The following is a 20,161-nucleotide window of genomic DNA, read 5'->3' as shown; positions in this document are numbered from 1 at the left end:
GCCGCTCCTCCTAACTAGATTAATCCCTACTTACTTTCCGGCTTCCGGGGCTGCAGGTGCCGCCGCCACGCTGGCCGCATCGACCCACGCCTTCTTCCCTTCATCCCAGCCCTTGCCCGCCAATCCGAAGCTGCGCTCAAACAAAACCAGCTTCCAGCGGTCCTCATCGGACAGCTTGCTCTTCCAGGCCTTCATCTTGGTGTTGGGCACGCCCTCGGAAATACGCCAGAACCAGACCGAGTCAGAATACAACTTCATGCGGTCGCTGACGCGGAAGTCACGCGCGCCCGCCTTGACCGGCTTCCCGTCTTTACCGTGACAGCTGGCGCAGTTGACATCCGGATTGGTCTCACCGATGAACAGCTTCCGGCCCTCCTCAAGCTTCGCCGCATCGGTCCACCAGCCAGCGGGCATATGCTTGTCCGCATATTCAGCCGGAGCAGGGGGCGGAGGAACAACCGGACCTTCACCGCCGCCTTCGCCGCCGCCGCAACCGGCGATCGCCAACCCCATCCCCAGCGCCAACATCAAGTGCCATGTCATCTTCATATCAATTCACCACTCCTTTCCATCAGCCCGTCTTCTTTTCAATGTCGCGTACGCGCAGTAAAAAGACAGAAAAAAGACGCTCCCGCAGAGGATTACCGCCCCCTCGACAAAAGCGCCAACATACGTTCACCGCAATGCATCCCAGCCATGCACATCCTTACCTGACCAGCATCGGATCCGAACTCAACATCGACGGGCCCATACGAACCGTCAGCCTATTTTCTCCGCCTCCCCGGTCCGCTCTCCCGCTGAGCCGCTTTTTTTCTCCTGGACTTCATCACTTTCAGCCCGACAAAGAGACCGGCCGCCGCGGCCGACAGCCCCAACCCGATCAGCAACCAGGCCGGAGGGGCAGCTCGATCATGCACGCATCCCGACCCGAAATTGACCTGAACTTTTCGCTCGGCCTCAAGGTCCTTGGGATCGAACTGAACCTTGAGATTCTGCTGCTCTCCCCGGGCTTCGACAAGAAGCGGATCACCTAAATTATCGTTATGCAGGTGAAACGCAGCTTTGTAGTACCCGTCTTCTCCCGTCGTAACGGTCTGCCCGTAGGAGATTCTCGTATCCTTAACAAGAACCTCTATATTCGCACTCGGCTTCCCGTCGGCCCCGCACACAAATCCTTCGACTGTAAATCGATGGTCCGCTTCATGAGTCGCATAGAGAATGGCAGGCTGAATCAGGAAGGCACCGATACCGACTAATGCGGCAGTGAAATTCCACCGAGAGCCGGACTGCCTGATCTGCTTCCAATCCACTCGTCTGCGCCAATCCCCTCATTGCGTCGAACGAACCGACCCTGCTGCGGCGCAGTGCGTTCCCGCATGCGCCATCAGCCGATTTTAAGGCCGACTCTTCTAACATAGCCCCTATCCTTTGTCAATTACAGGACACGTGGAATCCCACGTGGGGAAACAGAATTTCAGGCAGGACCGCCTGCACAGCATGCACGTGGAATCTTCGAGAAAGGTGAACGCGCCCGGCGGGAAATATTTGAACTGCAGGAGGAGAGAAGAGCGATAGATTGACCGCTACAGGTAGCCACGCGCTTTCGCGTCGGCTGCAACTCGGTCCGCTTCGGCCTTGCGCTCAGACTCTTTTTTGGCCACCCAATTTTCCCACGACTTACCCGATGCCGTATCCTCGCCTGAAAATGCCACCATTGCGACTTCATCATAGCGAATTCGCCGGCTCTCGGCGCTGTCCGCGGGAAAGAGGTCGAAGCTGGAATCAGCCCCCTTCAACTCACGATTGTACAGATAGCCGCCGACCTGCTCGCCGGACTTGAGGCCAACCGTCACATCCCCGCGATAGTCGAACGCTAACTCGATCGCTTCAACCGTTTCATTGAATGATTGGGGGCTGAACCGGCGCCCCTGCAGAGGACCCGAGCCGATAGATCCGCTGTGAGTCTTGGTGTCCGTCATGAGTATATCGCCGGTGCGCCTAGCGGCTCGTCGGCAGGAGTGTCAGTTTTACAGTCCGGCTGAACCCCGACACCGTACCAAACGTATCCTCGACAGCCGACGCCTCATATCCGCAATGGACCATGCAGTCCGCGCACTTTTCATTGCGGCCCGTCCCGTAGTTGTCCCACTCGGTGAGTTCCATCAACTCGCGGAAGGTTTTCGTATAGCCCTCCTGCAGCAGGTAGCAGGGCTTTTGCCAGCCGAACACGTTATAGGTCGGGTTTCCCCAGGGTGTGCACTGATACTCGCGACGCCCCATCAGGAAATCAAGAAACAGCGGAGACTGATTGAATTGCCAGCCGCGCTTGGGGCGGCCCAGAATGCGCGAGAACAATTCCCGCGTGCGCTCACGCTTTAAAAAATGCTGCTGGTCCGGGGCCTTCTGATAGCTGTAGCCGGGCGAGATCATCATTCCCTCGACGCCCAGGGCCATCATTTCATCAAAAAACTTTCTTACACGCTCCGGATTCGCGTCATCAAACAATGTCGTATTGGTCGTCACACGATGTCCGCGCTTCAGCGCCGCCTTGATCGCCTTGACCGCCACATCATAAACCCCGTCGCGGCAGACAGCCAGATCGTGCTCGTCGCGCAATCCGTCCATATGAACGCTGAACGTCAGAAACTGGGACGGCCTGTATTCATCGAGCTTGCGCTCCATCAAAATCGCATTGGTGCAAAGATAAACATACCGCTTTTGCGCGACCAGCCCGCCAACGATCTTGGCCATCTGCGGATGGATCAGCGGCTCGCCGCCAGGAATGCTGACGATCGGCGCGCCACACTCCTCCGCCGCAGCCCAGCACTGCTCGGGCGTCAGATGCTTGTCGAGGACATGATCCGGGTATTGGATCTTGCCGCAACCGGCACAGGCCAAATTGCAGCGGAACAGCGGTTCCAACATCAACACAAGCGGATAGCGCTTCACCCCCCTGAATTTCTGGGTGAGCACATACTTCGACACTGTATACATCTGGGAAAGCGGTACGGCCATCCCTCTCTCCTTCCGATGAAATTGTATCGTGAACGGCTATTTAGAATAGCCGGAGATGGAAGCAATAGAAACTTCGGCAGATTTTAACATCTACCCCAGACCCCGTCAATTTTCCATGACCTGAAAAACGGCGCCTCGTTGATGATCCTCGAAGTTCGGCGAGGCAACGATGCTGAGTCGGCGGACCAATCGAAAAAGACGTCCACTGAATGCGTGCCCCTCTTGCCGGAAACCATCCTCCAGGCTCCTGGTCGAGCGAGTTCCGTTTGGAGGCGCCGAGCGGGTTCGAACCGCTGCATCGCAGTTTTGCAGACTGCTCCCTTACCACTTGGGTACGGCGCCTCGCGAAGGGGGCATTATAGTCCGGGCAAGGGGCAAGAGGCTAGGGGCGGGAGGAAAAACTTACTGTTTATTTGAGAGGACAGGAATTTCTTTCCCGAGCGTCGAGCGCTGGCCTGATTCAGGCACGAGAGGTTCCCACTCACCATCGTTGTGGGCAACGGCCGCTCCGTTGCCTTCCGCTTCTTTTTCTTTGGCGAGCTGCTCAACCTCTTGAATGAGGGTATCCATCAATTCTTCCATCGGCACTTTTCTGACCAGCTTCCCTTTTTTGAAGAGGATGCCCTTCCCCTCTCCGCCGGCGATGCCGATATCGGCTTCTTTCCCTTCGCCGATGCCATTCACGACGCAGCCCAGCACAGACACGTTGAGCGGGGTCTTGATGTGCCCCAGCTTCTTTTCCAATTCGTTCGCCATCCGGACTACATCGATTTCAACCCGCCCGCAGGTCGGACACGCAATCACATTGATGCCCCGATGGCGTAGCTCCAGCGATTTCAATATCTCAAAACCGACCTTCACCTCTTCCACCGGATCGGCAGCAAGGGAGACGCGCAGCGTATCCCCGATACCCTGGGACAAGAGGTAGCCGAGTCCAATGGAAGACTTCACGGCTCCGGTCATCGCTGTACCGGCTTCGGTAATCCCGATATGCAACGGATAGTCGGACTGGTGGGCAAACAGCCAATAGGCATCAATCGCGTGATGCACATCCGAGGCTTTGAGCGACACCTTCATGTTGGTGAAGCCGACATCCTCCAGCGCATGAACCGCGCTTAAGGCCGATTCGGTCAGCGCCTCGGGTGAAGGCCAACCATACTTTTCGAGCACGTGTCGTTCCAGGGAGCCGCCGTTCACGCCCACGCGCAAGGGAATCCCGCGCTCATTGACGGCCTTGATGACTTCCTCGACCTTCCACCAGGCGCCAATGTTCCCCGGATTGATGCGCACACAATCCACCACCTGCGCCGCCTGAAGCGCGAGCCGGTGATCGAAGTGGATGTCGGCAATCAGCGGGACCGTCATCGCCGCTTTAATCTTGGGCAGGGCCTTCGCGGCCTCTTCGTCAGGCACCGCGACACGAATGATTTCACACCCGGCGGTTTCCAGTTGACGGATCTGTTCGACCGTCGCCGCGACATCGCGCGTGTCAGTCGAACACATCGACTGCACGGAGACCGGCGCATCGCCGCCCACCTTTACCGTGCCCACCGTAATCTGCCGGGTTTTCCGCCTTGAAATGTGCATCGTCCGAGCCCGCCTAGCTCCCCTGTTCATCTCCGTGCGGGAGATGGTCCATCACGGACCCGACGCTGAACCGCTCCCGATTCGCAACCGGAGTCTTCCCGATGAGTTCTTTCACGCTTTGATAAATCCCCTCGGCGGTCAGGCCGTACCGCTCACGCAGCAAATCCTGCGGCCCCTGCTCAATATACCAATCCGGCAACCCGAGCACCTTCGTCGTCACATCGGTAATCCCGGCATCGGACAACGACTCCAAGACCGCCGAACCGAAGCCGCCCATCTTGCAGCCCTCTTCCACGGTCACCACATACCGGACTCGCTTGGCCACGTCCGCAATCAACTCGTGATCCAGCGGCTTCACGAACCGGGCGTTGACCACAGCTGTCGATACGCCTTCCTGAGTCAACCGCTCGGCCGCCTGCATGGCCTGCCATACCGAGACACCGATGGCGATGATCGCGACTTCCGAACCATCCTTCATCAACTCGCCCTTCCCGACCGGGAGCGCTGCGGGCGCCGCATCAATCTGCACCCCGAGACTGACTCCCCGCGGATAGCGGAGGGACACCGGTCCCTCATGCTGCAGACAGGTCTTCATCATATGCTGCAATTCGTTTTCGTCCTTCGGAGCCATCACCGTCATGTTCGGAGCATGGCGCAGGAACGCGTAATCGAACGCGCCATGGTGCGTGGTGCCGTCCTCCGCCACCAGCCCGCCGCGGTCGATGCAGAACACGACCGGCAGATTCTGCGTGGCGACGTCATGCACCACCTGGTCATAGGCCCGCTGCAGGAATGTGGAATACATGGCGACGACGGGCTTCAATCCTTGGGTCGCAAGCCCTGCGGCAAAGGTCACCGCATGCTGCTCGGCAATCCCGACATCGTAGAGGCGATCAGGAAATTCCTTTTCAAACGCCGTAAGGCCGGTCCCTTCGCACATGGCCGCGGTAATCGCCACCACCCGCTTATCTTCACGCGCCAGCTTCGTGAGCGACTCCATGGCAATTTGGGTATAGGACGGGCGGACGGCCTTCTTCGCCGGCACGCCGGTCTCACGCACGAAGGGGGGGCAGGCATGGAACCACACGGGATTCTTCATGGCCGGCTCATAACCAAGCCCCTTCTTCGTGATCACGTGCAGCAGCACCGGCCCCTTCATCTTGAGCACGTTTTCCAGCGTGGGGAGCAGATGCTCGAAATTGTGGCCGTCGATAGGTCCACTGTATTGGAAGCCCAATTCTTCAAACAGCAATCCCGGAAGAATCGCTCCCTTGGCGAGTTCCTCTGCGCGCCGCGCCAGTTTCTGCATGTCCGGGCCGATATGCGGGATTTTCGCCAGCAAGTGCCCAGTCTCTTCACGCACCTTTCCGTAAAACTCTCCGGTAATGGTCCGGCTGAGATAGGCAGAAATCGCCCCGACATTTTTGGAAATCGACATCTGGTTGTCGTTCAAAATCACCAGGAAATCTTTCCCCATGCCCCCGGCATGATGCAGACCTTCGAGCGTCATACCGGCGGTCATCGCTCCGTCGCCAACGAGGCAGACTACCTTATGCTTCTGTCCCAACTGCTCCCTGGCTGCGACCATGCCGAATGCGGCCGACACGCCCGTTCCCGCGTGACCGGCGTTAAACGTATCGTATTCGCTCTCTTCGCGTTTGGTGAAGCCGCTGAGTCCCCCGTACTGACGCAAGGTATGGAACTGTTCACGGCGCGCGGTAAGGAGCTTATGTGTGTACGCCTGATTGCTGGTGTCCCACACGATCTTGTCTGTGGGTGTTTTGAGGAGGTAGTGCAATGCCACAGTGAGCTCGACGACGCCCAGATTCGAGGCGAGATGCCCTCCGACAGTCGACACGGTGGTGATGATCTGCTCCCGGATTTCCTCGCACAAGGCGGGAAACTCACTGGGCGACAACCGCTTGAGATCGTCCGGGCTCTGGATAGTCTTCAAGATCGACATAGAAGCGTCTCCCTTATCTCACGTGCTGGATTGGTTTCAACAGAACACTGTTCAGAGAGGGACTGCCAGGGTATTTGCGCAGATCAACCACTTTAAATTTCAGTCTCACATACAGTGGCATTCATGTCAAGCACTTCGGGCTCAATCATCATTTTGTATTCCCTCCCATACTCTAGACCCGAAATGAAATGATAGGTGACCGGCGTTGACAGGGTACAGTCGCCTGCACTACCGGCAATGAAGCCCACGTTCTCACCGCCCTGCACCTCCCAAAACAGATGGGGCTTGGGCCAATAACTGAATCCCGACCACTTCGGGCACGCCTCGATCGAGCACAGGAGTCCCTCTTCCAGAGCCCGGCGAAGAGACATGCTCACATTGTGCTGCGATCGAGAAATTTTCCACCCAGAGACCTTCGACCGCCACAGAGCCGAAACCTCCGGCAGCACAGAACTCCTGCGATTCTTCGCGTAGGCACGACTCATTTCGGATTCCCCCACGGCACCCCTTCGGGCGCCAGACGTTTCTCTATTCATGAATCGGGTGACAGTGGCGGACGGCTGAACGCCCAAGCCTTCAGCGGAGACCCGATTCGATGTCCTCCGGCACACCACATCAGCGACACAACGATCGCCGATCAGCGACACCCGCGCCAGGCCTTCGGTCACGACCCGGCACATCTATCAATAGGGGAAATCAAGCCCCGCGAAAACCGCGCCGCCCTCGCGGCTATAGCCATAGTCAACACGCCCGACCACATTCGGACGCACAATCCCCCGGAACCCTGCACCCGGCGTAAACCGGTAATCCTTAAAGCTCACGTCTTTAAAGTCCCCGAACACTTGTCCCGAATCGATGAACGGCGCCACTTCGAAATCGGCCATCACGCCGGCCACTCTCATCCTGGCGATATGAATCCGCTCTTCGATGCTGAACGCCACCAGGTGTTTGTCGATAAAGCGATCGACGCCGAACCCCCGCAGGTTATTCTGCCCCCCCAACGAACTCTGCTCAAAAAACGGCACCTGGGTGCCAATGGTCGCCTGCAAGTCCGCCCGAACCACCAGTATCGCCCGCTTCGATTCGCTGGGGAACAGCTGCTTCACCTCAAGCTCATAGCGTGAGTACACCGGATGATCGCCGTTCCTGAGGTTCTGACCTAACTCCGCATAGGCCGTCACCGCCATGCCATCCGTCGGCGTCACGAGATTGTTGCGCGTGTCGTAGTGGAAACTCGCCCGATGGCCGATGATGGTGGATTCCCCGTTGACACCTGGAACATCACCGAACCGCTCGACGGTATAGGGCAGATCCGTCGCCCCTGGCTGCAGCTGCACATCGCGAAACCGCTGTCCCACCGAAATCTGCGTCACTTCGTTGACATAGATCCCGAACCGCCAGTTGGCCCGATATTCTCGCGCCGTATAGTTGGTTTCGTCCGCTGCAACAGAATCCTGCCCGATCCCGAAAAACCGCGAGGTCGCGTTCTTAAAATACGTCCCGCCAAATTGCAGGAAGTATCGCCCGTTACTGAAGGCGGGATCGGTATAGGAAAACAGGATTTTCCGCTCGATCTTCTCCGTGAGGGATGCGATAAAACGCGTCTCACGCCCGCCAGGCTCGTACCGGAAGAGATTAAACACCCCCCTCGTCCCGACAATCGAATTGTGAATGACCATCGGCGCCATCAAATACTTCAGTTCGCCGTCCGGATCCGTGAGCATGATCGGCATGATCAAACCCGCCTCGTTTCCGTCGTTGCGTGTCGTGGACACGGCGGGAACCGGGAAAACCTGCGTATCCGCCCGCGCGGGAGGAAGGCATGCGGCCCCCGCCCCTGCACACAGACACCCGACGATAATGAGGACGCGAGACAGGGCCGACATGAACGTTTTGCCTGGATGGTGTTACGGGGCTTTGAGCTTATCGGATTTCTTGCGGAGTTGATCGACCAAATCGGAATAGGACGACGCACGGATGATCTTCGTGAACTGCCCGCGATAGTTGCTGACCAAACTCACCCCGTCAACGACCACATCGTAGACCCGCCATTCGGTGCCCCGATTCACCAGACGATAATCCAGCGGGATTTCGGTCTTGCCGGACAAGATTTTCGTCCGCACTTCCGCGTATTCTTTTTCCGTCCGTTCATTGAGGTATTGCACCCCTTCGCCGGAATAGGTCTCCACTTTTTCCGCATACGAATTGGTCAGGAGCGTTCGAAAGAGCGTGACAAACTCCTGCTTCTCCTGATCCGACAACGTATTCCACGGAGCCCCCAGAGCCCGGCGGGACATTTCCTGATAATCGAATCGGTCGGCCACCACTTTCTCCAGTCGTGAGCGGCGCTCCTCCGCCTTTGCCGGCTGCTTCAACTCCTTATCCTGCACGATCCGGAGCACTTCGTCGATTGTGACCTTCATCGAATCCGTCGGCGGCCCCGCCACCGCGGTACCGATGCCCAATCCGACAGAAAGCATTGCGGCACAAAGCGCGACCATCACTCTCCGAATCCCTCTGCCGCCCGGCTGTCCACTTCGCATGTTCATCATTCGCCCCCCCCGATCATGCCCCTCCTCACCAGATCCCCCGACACGTCACAGGCAGTATCAGTTCACTTTCCCGTGCACATACTGGCTGACCAATTCCTCCAAGTCGAGACCGGACTCGGTATCGCGAATGATATCCCCCGGCTTCAGCGGATCACCGCCTCCACCGGGCGACAGCGAGAGATACTTCTCGCCGATAATTCCCCGCGTCTTGATCGAGGCGATGGTGTCCGTATACAGCTTCACCCCGTTTCCCACGGCAAGCGTGACCACGGCGCGATCTTCCTTGAGGGTAATCCCCCGCACCCGTCCGACCTCGACCCCGGCAATCTCAATCGTCGCCCCGGACTTCAAGCCGGACGCCGAATTGAATTGCGCCGCGACCTCGTACAGGTCCCCGCCGATGACCTCAAGCTTGCCGAGCTTAATGGAGAGGTAGCCCAGGCACACAATCCCCGCCAGCACAAAGGCGCCGACCACCAATTCCAACTTCGTACTTTCCATCGCCAGACTCCTTCTACAGACCGGCTGACACGCCGGACACCGCCTCCGCTCCTCCGACAGAGATGAATTCCCTGATCTCCGGATCGGTCGTCCGCTGGAATTCTGCGGCAGGGGCCATGGCTGCAATTCGCCCGCGCTTTAACATCGCCACATAATCCGAAATCCCGAAGATCTCGGGAATCTCGTGACTGACCATCACCGCGGTAAATCCGAAAGTCCGCTGGGTGCTGGTGATGAGCTCGTGGATGGATCTGGCCATGAGCGGATCCAATCCCGTCGTCGGTTCGTCGAACAACACAATCTCCGGACGCATCACGAGGGCGCGCGCCAGACCGGCGCGTTTCCTCATCCCTCCGCTGAGTTCGGCTGGAAACTTATGCCCCATTCCGGCCAGCCCCACCTGCTCAAGCATGCCGTTCACCCGTGCCGCCACCTCGGGGCCCTTCATCCTCAGCTTTTCCCTCAACGGGAACGCCACATTATCGAACACCGTCATCGAATCGAACAAGGCCGCGCCCTGAAACAGCATCGCAAACCGCTTGCGCACTTCGTTAAGCGGCTGGCCATGGAGATGGGAAATATCGACATCGCCGACCCACACCTGCCCCTCATCAGGCTGAAGCAAACCGATCATATGCTTCAGCAACACGCTCTTTCCTTCTCCACTGGGACCGATAATGGTTGTCAGCTTCCCCGGAGGGATTGTGAGGTCCACTCCCTGGAGGACAGGCTGACCGCCTAACCGCTTCTTGACGCCCACCAGCCTCAGCATGATTACAGCAACACCGACGTCAGGAAATAGTCCCACACCAGAATCAGCACGGACGACAGGACAACCGCTTCCGTCGTGGCCGTTCCCAGGCCCTCGGCGCTCATGCGGGTGTAGAACCCCTTGAAACAACAGACCCAGCTGACGATCAGGCCGAAGCTGATCGATTTGAGAATGCCGCCGTACACATCTTTCCACTCGACCGCCGACTCGATCGAGTTCCAGTACGATCCCGCATTGACTCCCAGCAGGTCGACACCAACGATGTAGCCTCCATAAATCCCGACGACGTCGAAAATCGCCACCAAGAGCGGCACCCCGATCAAGCCCGCGACCAGCTTGGGAGCGATGAGATATTGAAGCGGATTGATGGCCATCGTATCGAGCGCGTCGATCTGCTCGGTAATCCGCATGATGCCGATTTCGGCCGTCATGGCCGACCCGGCCCGAGCCGTCACCATGAGCGCGGCCAGCACCGGCCCGAGTTCGCGAATCATGCTCAAGGCCACGGCAGATCCGAGCAACCCTTCGGAGCCAAATTTCCGCAACGTGTAATAGCCCTGCAGCGCCAGCACCATGCCGGTAAACCCGGCCGTCAGCACGACGACAAACGTCGATTTATAGCCGATGAAGTGCAACTGTTTGACGAATTGTGCCGGGCGCAGCGGCGGGCGTGCGAGCCAGCCGAATGAGGACAGCAGAAAGATGAGCATACGGCCCATTTCCCGCACAGATGTCAGCACCGGTCGTCCGATGTAGCGCAGAATCGTCATCGCATTGTCTGTCCGTGTAGATCCGGCCTCTCCGCGAAAAACGTCTCGATCGAGGTGCCCAACGCACGTGTCAGACTGTGCGCGGCCGCCGCGCTTTGTCGTCGAAGCCTCGCCAGGCCCATCAGGCTCATGGGATTTGCCAATACTGCAGCGACCCCTTTGAGCCACCCAGTGGGCCTGAGAAACAAATTGAAGTCAAGAGGAAGATCCTCTTCGAGCAGATCCGATACGGTCCGCACGATCACAAAGGGAATCTGCACTGCGGCGGATTCGCGCGCCAACGCCGCACTCTCCATATCCAGCCCGATAGCCCCGGTGCGTTGAGCCAACGCCTCCTTGTCGGAAGCCCGCCCCACAATGCGGTCGATTGAAACAAATCGGCCGGTGATACAGCGGAAGGCCGGACGGATCCCGCCCAGGACTGCATAGAAACGGTCCCGTGACGGCCCCGCGACATCACAATACTCCAGCGGCCCAGGGCTTCCGGCATCGACGACGGCCACTTCCGTCCCCGTCAGGACATCGCCGATCTCCGCGGCCGTCAAGGCGCAGGCAAACCCGGCCGAAAGGCTCAGCGCAAATGTCTGCTTCTGAAACAACGCGCGCGCGCTTGCGCCGGCCTTCTTTAACCCCACACCGGTTTGCACCACCCAGCATTCCCCGGAACCCACCGTGGCGACATACACCGGCTTGCCGAGACATCGCTCGGCCCTGCCGCCAGGCAACGCGGCTCGCACCGCGGCAAACTCCCAGACAGTTGCAACAAAGATGGCAATACGCGTGCATGGGGTCGAGCCGGAACCTAGGGGAGCACGGGCGGACGAAGGGTGCGTGTCCGTCAACGATCAAACCGATAGGACCCGGCCGATTCCACTTGCTGGCGGACTTCTTCTGCCCGCATGCGGCCCCGGGATCGAAGGTTGCGGTACATCGCGAGCGCCCATAACGGGAAGTATTGGCAGTACCAGTGATAACGGAGATAGAAGACCCGCGGGAAACCGGTGCCGGTGTGGGCCACTTCTTCCCATGATCCATCCTTGAGTTGATGTCGCAGGAGAAATTGGATCCCCCGCGCGACGCTGAACGAATCCGTGACGCCGGCCGACATCAAGGCCATCAACGCCCAGGCGGTTTGCGACGGCGTGCTCTCCCCTTTCCCGCTATGCGCAGCCTCTGCATAGGACAGGCAGGATTCTCCCCAGCCCCCATCGGGATTCTGCTTTGATTCCAGCCAGGACACGGCCCGGCGAATATAGGGGGCAGATAGGTCTTCGCCGATCGCCCGGAGCCCGGCGAGAACCGACCAGGTGCCATAGATGTAATTGACCCCCCACCGGCCAAACCAGCTGCCGTCCTCTTCCTGATCTCTTTTCAAAAACGCCAGTGCGGGTTGCACGGCCGGATGAGTCCGATCGTAGCCCAGCGCCGCCAGCATTTCCAAACAGCGCCCGGCGAGATCCGCCGTACTCGGATCTAACAACGCCTTATGATCGGCGAACGGGATATAGTTGAAGACGACGCGGTTGTTGTCCTTGTCGTACGCACCCCACCCCCCGTCGGAACTCTGCATCGCCAGAACCCACTGCATTCCCCGACGAATCGATTCCCGCTGCTCGGCCGGCTGCGGCATCTTCAGCTTGGACAACGCCATCAGCACCACGGCGGAGTCATCGACGTCCGGATACAATTCGTTTTCAAACTGGAAGTACCACCCGCCCGGTTCGGTATGAGAAGAGGAAATCGTCCAGTCGCCGACCGTCTTGGTCTGTCGGGACATGAGATAGGCCCCGGCCTTGACCAGCGCAGGATGATCCTGCGGCATGCCCGCCTCGATCAACGCATTCGTCAGCAGCGCCGTGTCCCAGATCGGCGAAAAACAGGGTTGCAGGTGGAGCGTGGACACCCGCTGGCCATCGACCGTCGCGGTCTCATACACCTCAAGCTCCTCGATTTCCCGGAGGGCTTTCTGCACCAGGGGATCGTCCATCTCATAGCCCAGGCAGCGCAGCGCCATGACCGAGTTCGCCATCGCGGGGTAGATCGCGCCCAGTCCGCCGCTGCCTTTTAAATGCTCCAGCATCCAGGTCGCCGCCTTATGGAGGGCTTTCTCACGCAGCCACATAAGCGGCATCCGGTCATAGAGCTTCAGTACCACGTCCAGCATGACGAACAGGTTATGCGGCGTGAACCAGTCTTGATCCTTGTTGAAGGGCGGATATTTCCAGAAACGCACTTGCGCCCGCGGAACGGTATAGAGCTCATCGATGCCCTGCTCATTCGGGATGCGGCAGACCGGTTGATGGGCAAACACGATCAGCAGGGGAATCAACACCGCGCGGGACCAATAGGAGATCGCGTAAATGCTAAAATAGAATCGCTTCGGCAGCAGCATGAGTTCGACCGGCATGTGGGGGACACCTTCCCAGTCATACTGATCGAACAACGCCAGCGCGATTTTCGTAAAGACGTTCGCCTGCACCACGCCGCCCATCGCGAGGATGCGGTCGCGGGCCCGCAACATGAACGGCTCCGATGCCGGGACTCCGCTTAACTTGAGCGCAAAGTAGGCCTTCACCGATGCGCTGATTTCAGCCGGTCCGCCATAGTAAATCGGCCAGCCGCCATCCGGGAGCTGCATCGACCTCAGGTACCGGACGGCCTGTTCCTGGCGGACAGGATCCACACAATCGAGAAACCGCCGGAGCATCACATACTCCGAAGTCAGCGTCGTATCGGCCTCCAGTTCCGCGACCCAATAGCCCTCGACGGGATCCTGCTTCGAGAGAAACCAGGCCTGGCTTCGGCGGATCGCATCGTCAATGGCGTCCGGCTGACTCACCGCATGGCTCTGGGACCGGCGCGATGCCGAATCGACGGAGGACAGGGATGCGGCCTTGTCAGAAACCAGCCGAAGCGGAGGCGCGGTCGCAGGCTCTGCCGCCGGGGTGAATTTCCCTGGAATATTGGCGAGGAAACTGTCAGAAAGTCGGGAAAACAGTGTGCGAAAAAGCTTCATCGATTTCTAGTGAACCTATGAGATGGACGGAGAGACGGAAGGGTGCACGGCACACTCACGGCATCGTCAGCACCACACTGCTTGGCGAGCAGCCCATCGCTGGGCTTATAACAGACGCCTCTAGATGAGTCAAGAGAAGGAGGATGAAGAAGGATGAAAGTCCTCTTGAATATTCGCGCGTTACGACCGGCTTAGGCCGGCTGCAAGTCGCCGAGCCTCACCGATACGATTTTCGACACCCCCGGCTCCTCCATCGTCACCCCGAATAAGGAATCGGCGATCGACATGGTACGCTTGTTGTGCGTGATAACAAGGAACTGCGCGCTCTGCGCCATGGTTCTCAACACACTGGTAAAGCGCCCGATGTTTTCTTCATCGAGCGGCGCATCGATTTCGTCCAGCAGGCAGAACGGTGTCGGCCGGATCAAAAAACTCGCGAACAGGAGGGCCATGGCGGTCAGAGTCTTTTCTCCGCCGGACAGCATCGTAATGCTCTTGAGCCGCTTACCTGGCGGTTGGGCGACAATTTCAACGCCCGGTTCCTGGCGCCCGTCACTTTCTCCGTTTTCCCCCACCGGCTCCTCGACCAGCTGCAATTCAGCCCGCCCGCCGGGGAAGAACTGACCGAAGACCTCGGTAAACTTCTGTTGCAGCTCCGCGAAGGTCATCGCAAACATGTCTTTCGTCGTGCGATTGATCCGTTGAATGATTTCTTTCAGCGAGCTGATGGAATTGGACAAGTCCTGCTCCTGCGTGGAGAGGAAGGTATAGCGCTGATCCAACTCCTGGTGCTCGCTGATCGCCGCCAGATTGATCGGCCCCATCCGATCGAGGCGGTCGCGCAACTTCTGAAGCTGCTCTTTCAATTCGGCATCGGGCGACTGGGCCAGCGGATTGGGCCGGACCGTGTCCTCTCCCGACTCCGAAGGCTCGGCGCTCGCCGGAACCTCGCGGGTCAGCGTCGCGGGGTCGAGCTGATACGTGCCGGACAGGGTGCTCTCGACCGTGCTCAGCTGGGTTCGCAATTCAGCCCGCCTGACTTCGACGGCCATCCGTGCATCCCGCACCGACGACATCCTGCGACGGATCTCATCCAGCCTCGCCTCAAGCGCCTGGCTCGACGCCACATCCTGCGCCTGCTGTTCTTGTGCCGTGACCAGATCCGCCTTGATGCGGCTGGCAACAAGGCCAAACTCCTGGCACAATGCCTCCTGGCGGGCCTGTTCTTCACGGTTTTCCTGAATGGCCTGAACCAGCCCCTCAAGGTGATCCGCCAGAGACTGCCGGCGCTGTTCGGTTTCCACCTGCTGCTGCATCACGCGCGTCCGGTTCGCCTGCTCATGTCCCCGTTTCGCCCGCAGCCCCTCGGACAGCAGGCGCGCTTCCGTCACCCGTTCCTGGAACGCACGGCCTTCCTGATCGATGGCCGCCAGCCGTTCCCTTACCGTGAGAAGGCCGGCTTCCCGATTCGCCTTTTCGTTCGCCACCTGTTCCAGCTGAGCCTCGGCCGAACGAGCCTCTTCTTCAAACCGCTGCCGGTCGGCAAGCCCTTTTTGAATCTCAGCCTCGATCCCCGTTAGCTTCACATCGAGATCGGCGAGAAATTGCCGCAACTTTTCTTCGTCTTTTCTCAGCGAGAGATCCTGCATCTCCGTATCCCGCAACGAGTCGGCCAGCTGTCTGGCCTGGTGGCCAAGCTCCTGCGCCAACGCCTGCAACTCAATCCGGCGCTGCTTCTCTTGCTCCAACAAGGTCGTGAACTCGGCGCGCCTGGCTTCCAAACTGACCACTTCCCGCCGCCGTTCCAATAATCCCTGGCCGTCGCCGACATGCCCGCCGCTGATCACGCCGGAGGCATCCATCACTTCGCCCGCCAGCGTCACCAGGATGGGTCCGTCCTGCCCCGTCCAGAGTTGTTGCCCCCACAAACGAACGGCATGCTCCAGCGACTCGACAATGACGACGCGATCGAAGAGACAATCCCTGGCCGCGACCCGGGACGCATCCGTCTGAACCAGGTCCACCGCGCGACCGACCACGCCGGGCTGACCCGCCAATGCGGACCACCATGACCGGGTTCCAATCCCTGCACTCTCCCAGCGGGGCTGCTGGGGAATAAATGTCCCGCGCCCAAGGGCTTTCTCCTGCAGAAAACCGATGGCGCGCTGAGCGACCGAGGGCTCATCGACGAACCACCCGTGTACCCGCTCGCCCAAGATCGACTCCACCGCGCGATCCATCCCAGGTGGAATCACCAGCCATTCAGCGATGGCATCGCGAACTCCATCGCACGACTTCAGCGCGGTGGTCTCGTCGCTTCCCGCCCGTCCATACCCCATTTCTTCAAGGACCACGCCCTGCAAAGCCTGGAGGCGCGAATCGACTCCGGCCAGTTCCTCCGATCGATGGAGAATCTGAACATCAAGCGCCTGCAGCTCTTCCGCCACTCGAGCGGATTCTCCTTGCACCGCCTCCTGCTGAGCGCGAATGCTCACGACCATTCGACCCGCTTCGCCATACTCCTGGCGCAACGCTTCATGCCGGGTCACGGCCGTGGCCCGCTGCCCCTGCAACTCGTCCTGCTCCGCGGAGAGGCGAGCGCCCCGCTCCGTCACTTCCTTCATCCGAATCGTCAACTGCACCGCCGTCTGCTCGGTGTTCGCCACCTGCACGGCCAGTTGCAGGATATCGAGACGCCCGCGCTCTTCTTCCGCGACGGCCGCAGCCCGCTGCTCCAGCAACCGCTCCATCTCACGATCAAGTTCGGCAAACGTCGATTCCCGCTCCGCCAATTCCCGCTCGATCGCCGCCAGCGATGCCTCAAGACCCCCGAGCGACTGGGCCAGATCCCCCTGCGCCCGCGCCAAATCCTCCAGTTCGCCGGCTTCCTGTTGTTGCTGCTGATCGAACAGCTGGCTCCGATTCCGCGCGACCTCGGCGGCCGTCAATGCCTGTGCCTGCTGATGCTCGACCCCCGACAATTCTTCACGGATCTTGCCAATCGCTTCGCTGGTCGTAATCGCCTGCAGCCGGGACTGCTCCAAATCGGTCGTCGAGCGCGCTTGTTCAGCGGCCGTTTCCGATTCCTGCTGATCGAGAGACACCACCTCGGCTTCAACCTCATGCAGCCCGTTGCGCAAGGCTCTGAATTCTCGGGTAAGCAATTCGATCTCCACCCCCCGGGCTTCCTGCTGCAACGTCTGATAGGTACGGGCCTGGCGCGCCTGCCGTTCGAGCGAATTCAGCTGCTTCTTCACTTCGGCAATGATGTCGCGCACCCGGAGGAGATTCTGCTGCGTGGCGTCGAGCTTGCGAAGCGCCTCGGCCTTCTGCTTCTTGTAACGGACAATTCCGGCTGTTTCCTCGATCAACTCACGCCGATCTTGAGGCGAGGCGTTCAGGATCTGATCGATCTGCCCCTGCGCAATGACCGTATGCCCTTTGCTGCCGGCCCTGGTGTCCATCAGCACACTGCGAATGTCCTTGAGCCGGCACGCGGTCTTATTGATCAGATATTCGCTGTCGCCGTTGCGATACAAGCGGCGGGTAATCATCAACTCTTGAAACTCGGTCAACTGATTCGGCAATCCCGCCCCGCTCTCAAACTTGAGCGCGGTTTGATCGAGCCCGCCGATAATCAGCGACACCTCCGCCATCCCCAACGGTTTCCGCACCTCGGTCCCGTTGAAAATTACGTCTTCCATTTTTTCGCTTCGCAGGGTCTTGGTGCTTTGCTCGCCGAGCACCCAGAGAATGGCGTCGACGACATTACTCTTTCCGCTTCCATTGGGTCCGACAATCGCCGTGACCCCCTCGGGGAACGTGATCCTCGACTCGGCAAAGGACTTGAAACCCAGCATGTCCAGCGATTTCAGATACATCGATTCACCCTTCGTTGAGCCAGTGAAAAAGACTCCCGCGAACGCTCGGCCCTTGTAACATAGGGGACCGAGGAAATCAAAACCAAAATACTGCTGGTAGTAGGGAGCCAGTTGACCCCCTACTAGATATATGGCGTTGCTGGATTTACAGATTAGCCGGCAATGGTGGCTGCGGGCTTGCTGGAAGAATCGATCTGGACCAGTTCTTTCGGCAGGAGGAATTCCACGTCTTCTTCGATCACTGTGAGCTCTTCCAGCTCAGAGGGACCTGAGCTTCTCAGAAAGGCCACCACTTCCGTGACCAGGACTTCAGGCGCAGACGCGCCGGCGGCGATGCCGACCGCCTTTGCGTTCTTCAACCAGTCCGGGTTGATGTCACTGGCCGAGTCGATCAGGTAGGACGGAATCCCGCATTGCTCGCCCAACTCGCGCAGGCGGTTGGAATTGGAACTGTTCGGCGAGCCGATGACCAGAATGACATCGACCAGCCGGGACAACTCCTTCACCGCATTCTGACGGTTTTGCGTCGCATAACAGATGTCTTCCTGATGCGGACCTTTGATGCTCGGAAACCGCTTGTGGAGCGCGCCGACAATGTCGCGGCACTCATCCACGCTCAGCGTTGTCTGCGTGACATAGGACAGGTTGATGGTGTTATCCACCTCGAGCTTTTCAACATCCTCAACCGACGACACCAAATGGAACTTGTCGGGGATCTGCCCCAACGTGCCGATCACTTCCGGGTGGCCGGCGTGGCCGATCAGGATCAATTCATAGCCCTGAGTATAGTCCCGGTTCACTTCGTTATGAACCTTGATGACCAACGGGCAGGTCGCGTCGATCACGTGCAACCGACGCTGATTGGCCTCCTCCCAGACGGACTTGGCCACACCATGGGCGCTGAAGATCACCACAGACCCCTCGGGCACTTCGCTCAACTCCTCCACAAACACCGCCCCTTTTTGCCGGAGCGAGTTCACCACGTGACGGCTGTGGACAATTTCATGCCGGACATAAATGGGCGCCCCGTACTTCTTGAGCGAGAGATCGACGATATCAATCGCCCGATCAACCCCTGCGCAAAACCCCCGAGGATTCGCAAGATATATCTTCAGCATCGGCTGTTCTCCTTCACGCTTGGCGGAGGGGTCGCCCGCCCCCGCGACTCGATTTGGACGGTTCACCTTACGTCAGATCGTCCAAGGCCGTCAACAGATTTGCCCTCTCGGCCCCTCTGTCTGTCCGCACGGAGACGGCTTGACAGCCTGCCCCCTCCTCCGTAGGCTGGGGCCGCTACCATGAGCACCTCATCGGCCAAGAAAATCCTCATCGTCGAGGACGAGAAGGATATCCTCCAGCTCGTCAAGCTCTACCTCGACAAAGAAGGCTATCGCACCGTCACCGCATCGACCGGGTCGGAAGGGCTCAAGCAGGTGCGAGCCGAAAAACCGGATCTGGTGGTGCTCGACCTGATGCTGCCGGAAATCGACGGACTTGAAGTCTGCAAGCGGCTCCGATCGGCGCCGGAAACAGCCATGCTCCCCATCATCATGCTCACCGCCAAAGCGGAAGAGTCGGACACCATCATCGGCCTGGAACTCGGGGCTGACGACTACGTCACCAAACCCTTCAGCCCCAAAACGCTTGTCGCCCGGGTGAAGGCCCTGTTTCGGCGGCTCGAACGAAAACCCGAGCAAGGCCAGCCCCGCTACGTCTACGGAGACCTCGTGATGGACCTCACTCGTCACGAACTGACCGTCAAAGGAGAGGAAATTCCGTTGACGGCCAAGGAATTCGGACTATTGGAACACCTTCTGCGAAACCCCGGGCGAGTCCTGACAAGAGAAGTCCTGCTGAATGCCGTCTGGGGTTATGAATACTATGGCACGACCAGGACAGTCGATGTTCATATCCGGCGGCTCAAGCAGAAACTCCCCCTCTTGGATGAGGCCATCGTGTCGGTGAAATCCCTGGGCTACAAACTGAAAGACCTGTGAGGGGTGATCAGTGACGCGCGATGAGCGGGGCCCTACGATCAGAAACAGGCCGCAATTCTTGTCGACTGTCTTTTTCTCATCACCGATCACCCATCACTCATCACGCC

General features: G+C 59.0%; 16 protein-coding genes and 1 tRNA gene. 1 reads left to right on the top strand and 16 read right to left on the bottom strand.

Translation table 11 applies throughout. The annotated features are described in order from the left end of the window. Window positions 1-30: 30 nt before the first annotated feature. From ACO9S2_RS10855 to ispH, 16 genes are all read right to left on the bottom strand, one after another. Window positions 31-549, bottom strand: coding sequence for a c-type cytochrome (locus ACO9S2_RS10855; RefSeq protein WP_423722105.1), 519 nt, complete (start codon window positions 547-549; stop codon window positions 31-33). Window positions 550-764: 215 nt separating this feature from the next. Then, window positions 765-1,310: a carboxypeptidase-like regulatory domain-containing protein gene (locus ACO9S2_RS10850; protein ID WP_423722103.1), complete on the bottom strand. Its 546-nt coding sequence runs from the start codon at window positions 1,308-1,310 to the stop codon at window positions 765-767. 273 nt (window positions 1,311-1,583) lie between these two features. Beyond that, window positions 1,584-1,979, bottom strand: a complete 396-nt coding sequence (locus ACO9S2_RS10845; protein ID WP_423722101.1) for a hypothetical protein — start codon at window positions 1,977-1,979, stop codon at window positions 1,584-1,586. Between the two features lie 19 nt (window positions 1,980-1,998). After that, a complete protein-coding gene (gene hpnH, locus ACO9S2_RS10840) occupies window positions 1,999-3,015 on the bottom strand; it encodes an adenosyl-hopene transferase HpnH (RefSeq protein ID WP_423722099.1) in 1,017 nt (338 codons plus the stop codon). Window positions 3,016-3,282: 267 nt separating this feature from the next. Next, window positions 3,283-3,357 (bottom strand) — tRNA-Cys (locus tag ACO9S2_RS10835). Window positions 3,358-3,417: 60 nt separating this feature from the next. Then, the gene (ispG, locus tag ACO9S2_RS10830) at window positions 3,418-4,602 is read right to left on the bottom strand and encodes a flavodoxin-dependent (E)-4-hydroxy-3-methylbut-2-enyl-diphosphate synthase (RefSeq protein WP_423722097.1); all 1,185 of its coding nucleotides are present in this window, start codon (window positions 4,600-4,602) and stop codon (window positions 3,418-3,420) included. 13 nt (window positions 4,603-4,615) lie between these two features. Beyond that, window positions 4,616-6,565, bottom strand: a complete 1,950-nt coding sequence (gene dxs / locus ACO9S2_RS10825; RefSeq protein WP_423722096.1) for a 1-deoxy-D-xylulose-5-phosphate synthase — start codon at window positions 6,563-6,565, stop codon at window positions 4,616-4,618. A gap of 683 nt (window positions 6,566-7,248) precedes the next feature. Then, complete coding sequence (locus tag ACO9S2_RS10820; protein WP_423722094.1) at window positions 7,249-8,298, bottom strand: BamA/TamA family outer membrane protein; 1,050 nt, start codon at window positions 8,296-8,298, stop codon at window positions 7,249-7,251. A gap of 174 nt (window positions 8,299-8,472) precedes the next feature. Then, window positions 8,473-9,066 carry an MlaC/ttg2D family ABC transporter substrate-binding protein gene (locus ACO9S2_RS10815; protein ID WP_423722092.1) on the bottom strand — a complete coding sequence of 198 codons (594 nt, stop codon included), beginning with the start codon at window positions 9,064-9,066 and terminating at the stop codon, window positions 8,473-8,475. A 108-nt stretch (window positions 9,067-9,174) separates the two neighbouring features. Continuing rightward, window positions 9,175-9,618 carry an outer membrane lipid asymmetry maintenance protein MlaD gene (mlaD, locus tag ACO9S2_RS10810; RefSeq protein ID WP_423722090.1) on the bottom strand — a complete coding sequence of 148 codons (444 nt, stop codon included), beginning with the start codon at window positions 9,616-9,618 and terminating at the stop codon, window positions 9,175-9,177. Window positions 9,619-9,631: 13 nt separating this feature from the next. Beyond that, on the bottom strand, window positions 9,632-10,390 hold the full coding sequence (locus ACO9S2_RS10805) for an ABC transporter ATP-binding protein (RefSeq protein WP_423722088.1): 759 nt from the start codon (window positions 10,388-10,390) through the stop codon (window positions 9,632-9,634). A gap of 2 nt (window positions 10,391-10,392) precedes the next feature. After that, window positions 10,393-11,160, bottom strand: coding sequence for an MlaE family ABC transporter permease (locus ACO9S2_RS10800; RefSeq protein ID WP_423722086.1), 768 nt, complete (start codon window positions 11,158-11,160; stop codon window positions 10,393-10,395). After that, window positions 11,157-12,002: a hypothetical protein gene (locus ACO9S2_RS10795; RefSeq protein WP_423722085.1), complete on the bottom strand. Its 846-nt coding sequence runs from the start codon at window positions 12,000-12,002 to the stop codon at window positions 11,157-11,159. The genes ACO9S2_RS10800 and ACO9S2_RS10795 overlap by 4 nt, the downstream gene beginning before the upstream one ends. Continuing rightward, window positions 11,999-14,176, bottom strand: a complete 2,178-nt coding sequence (gene shc / locus ACO9S2_RS10790; protein ID WP_423722083.1) for a squalene--hopene cyclase — start codon at window positions 14,174-14,176, stop codon at window positions 11,999-12,001. The genes ACO9S2_RS10795 and shc overlap by 4 nt, the downstream gene beginning before the upstream one ends. 191 nt (window positions 14,177-14,367) lie before the next feature. Next, a complete protein-coding gene (gene smc / locus ACO9S2_RS10785) occupies window positions 14,368-18,057 on the bottom strand; it encodes a chromosome segregation protein SMC (RefSeq protein WP_423722081.1) in 3,690 nt (1,229 codons plus the stop codon). Between the two features lie 152 nt (window positions 18,058-18,209). After that, window positions 18,210-19,175, bottom strand: a complete 966-nt coding sequence (ispH, locus tag ACO9S2_RS10780; protein ID WP_423722079.1) for a 4-hydroxy-3-methylbut-2-enyl diphosphate reductase — start codon at window positions 19,173-19,175, stop codon at window positions 18,210-18,212. Between the two features lie 180 nt (window positions 19,176-19,355). On the opposite strand from ispH, the gene ACO9S2_RS10775 reads away from it, so the two are divergent. Next, a complete protein-coding gene (locus ACO9S2_RS10775; protein WP_423722077.1) occupies window positions 19,356-20,054 on the top strand; it encodes a response regulator transcription factor in 699 nt (232 codons plus the stop codon). Window positions 20,055-20,161 lie beyond the last annotated feature (107 nt).

The sequence above is a fragment of the Nitrospira sp. NS4 genome (assembly GCF_049546785.1).
Taxonomy (GTDB): domain Bacteria; phylum Nitrospirota; class Nitrospiria; order Nitrospirales; family Nitrospiraceae; genus Nitrospira_D.
The sequence above is the reverse complement of the archived record's forward strand: the minus strand, read 5'-3'. Positions and strand labels throughout refer to the sequence as shown.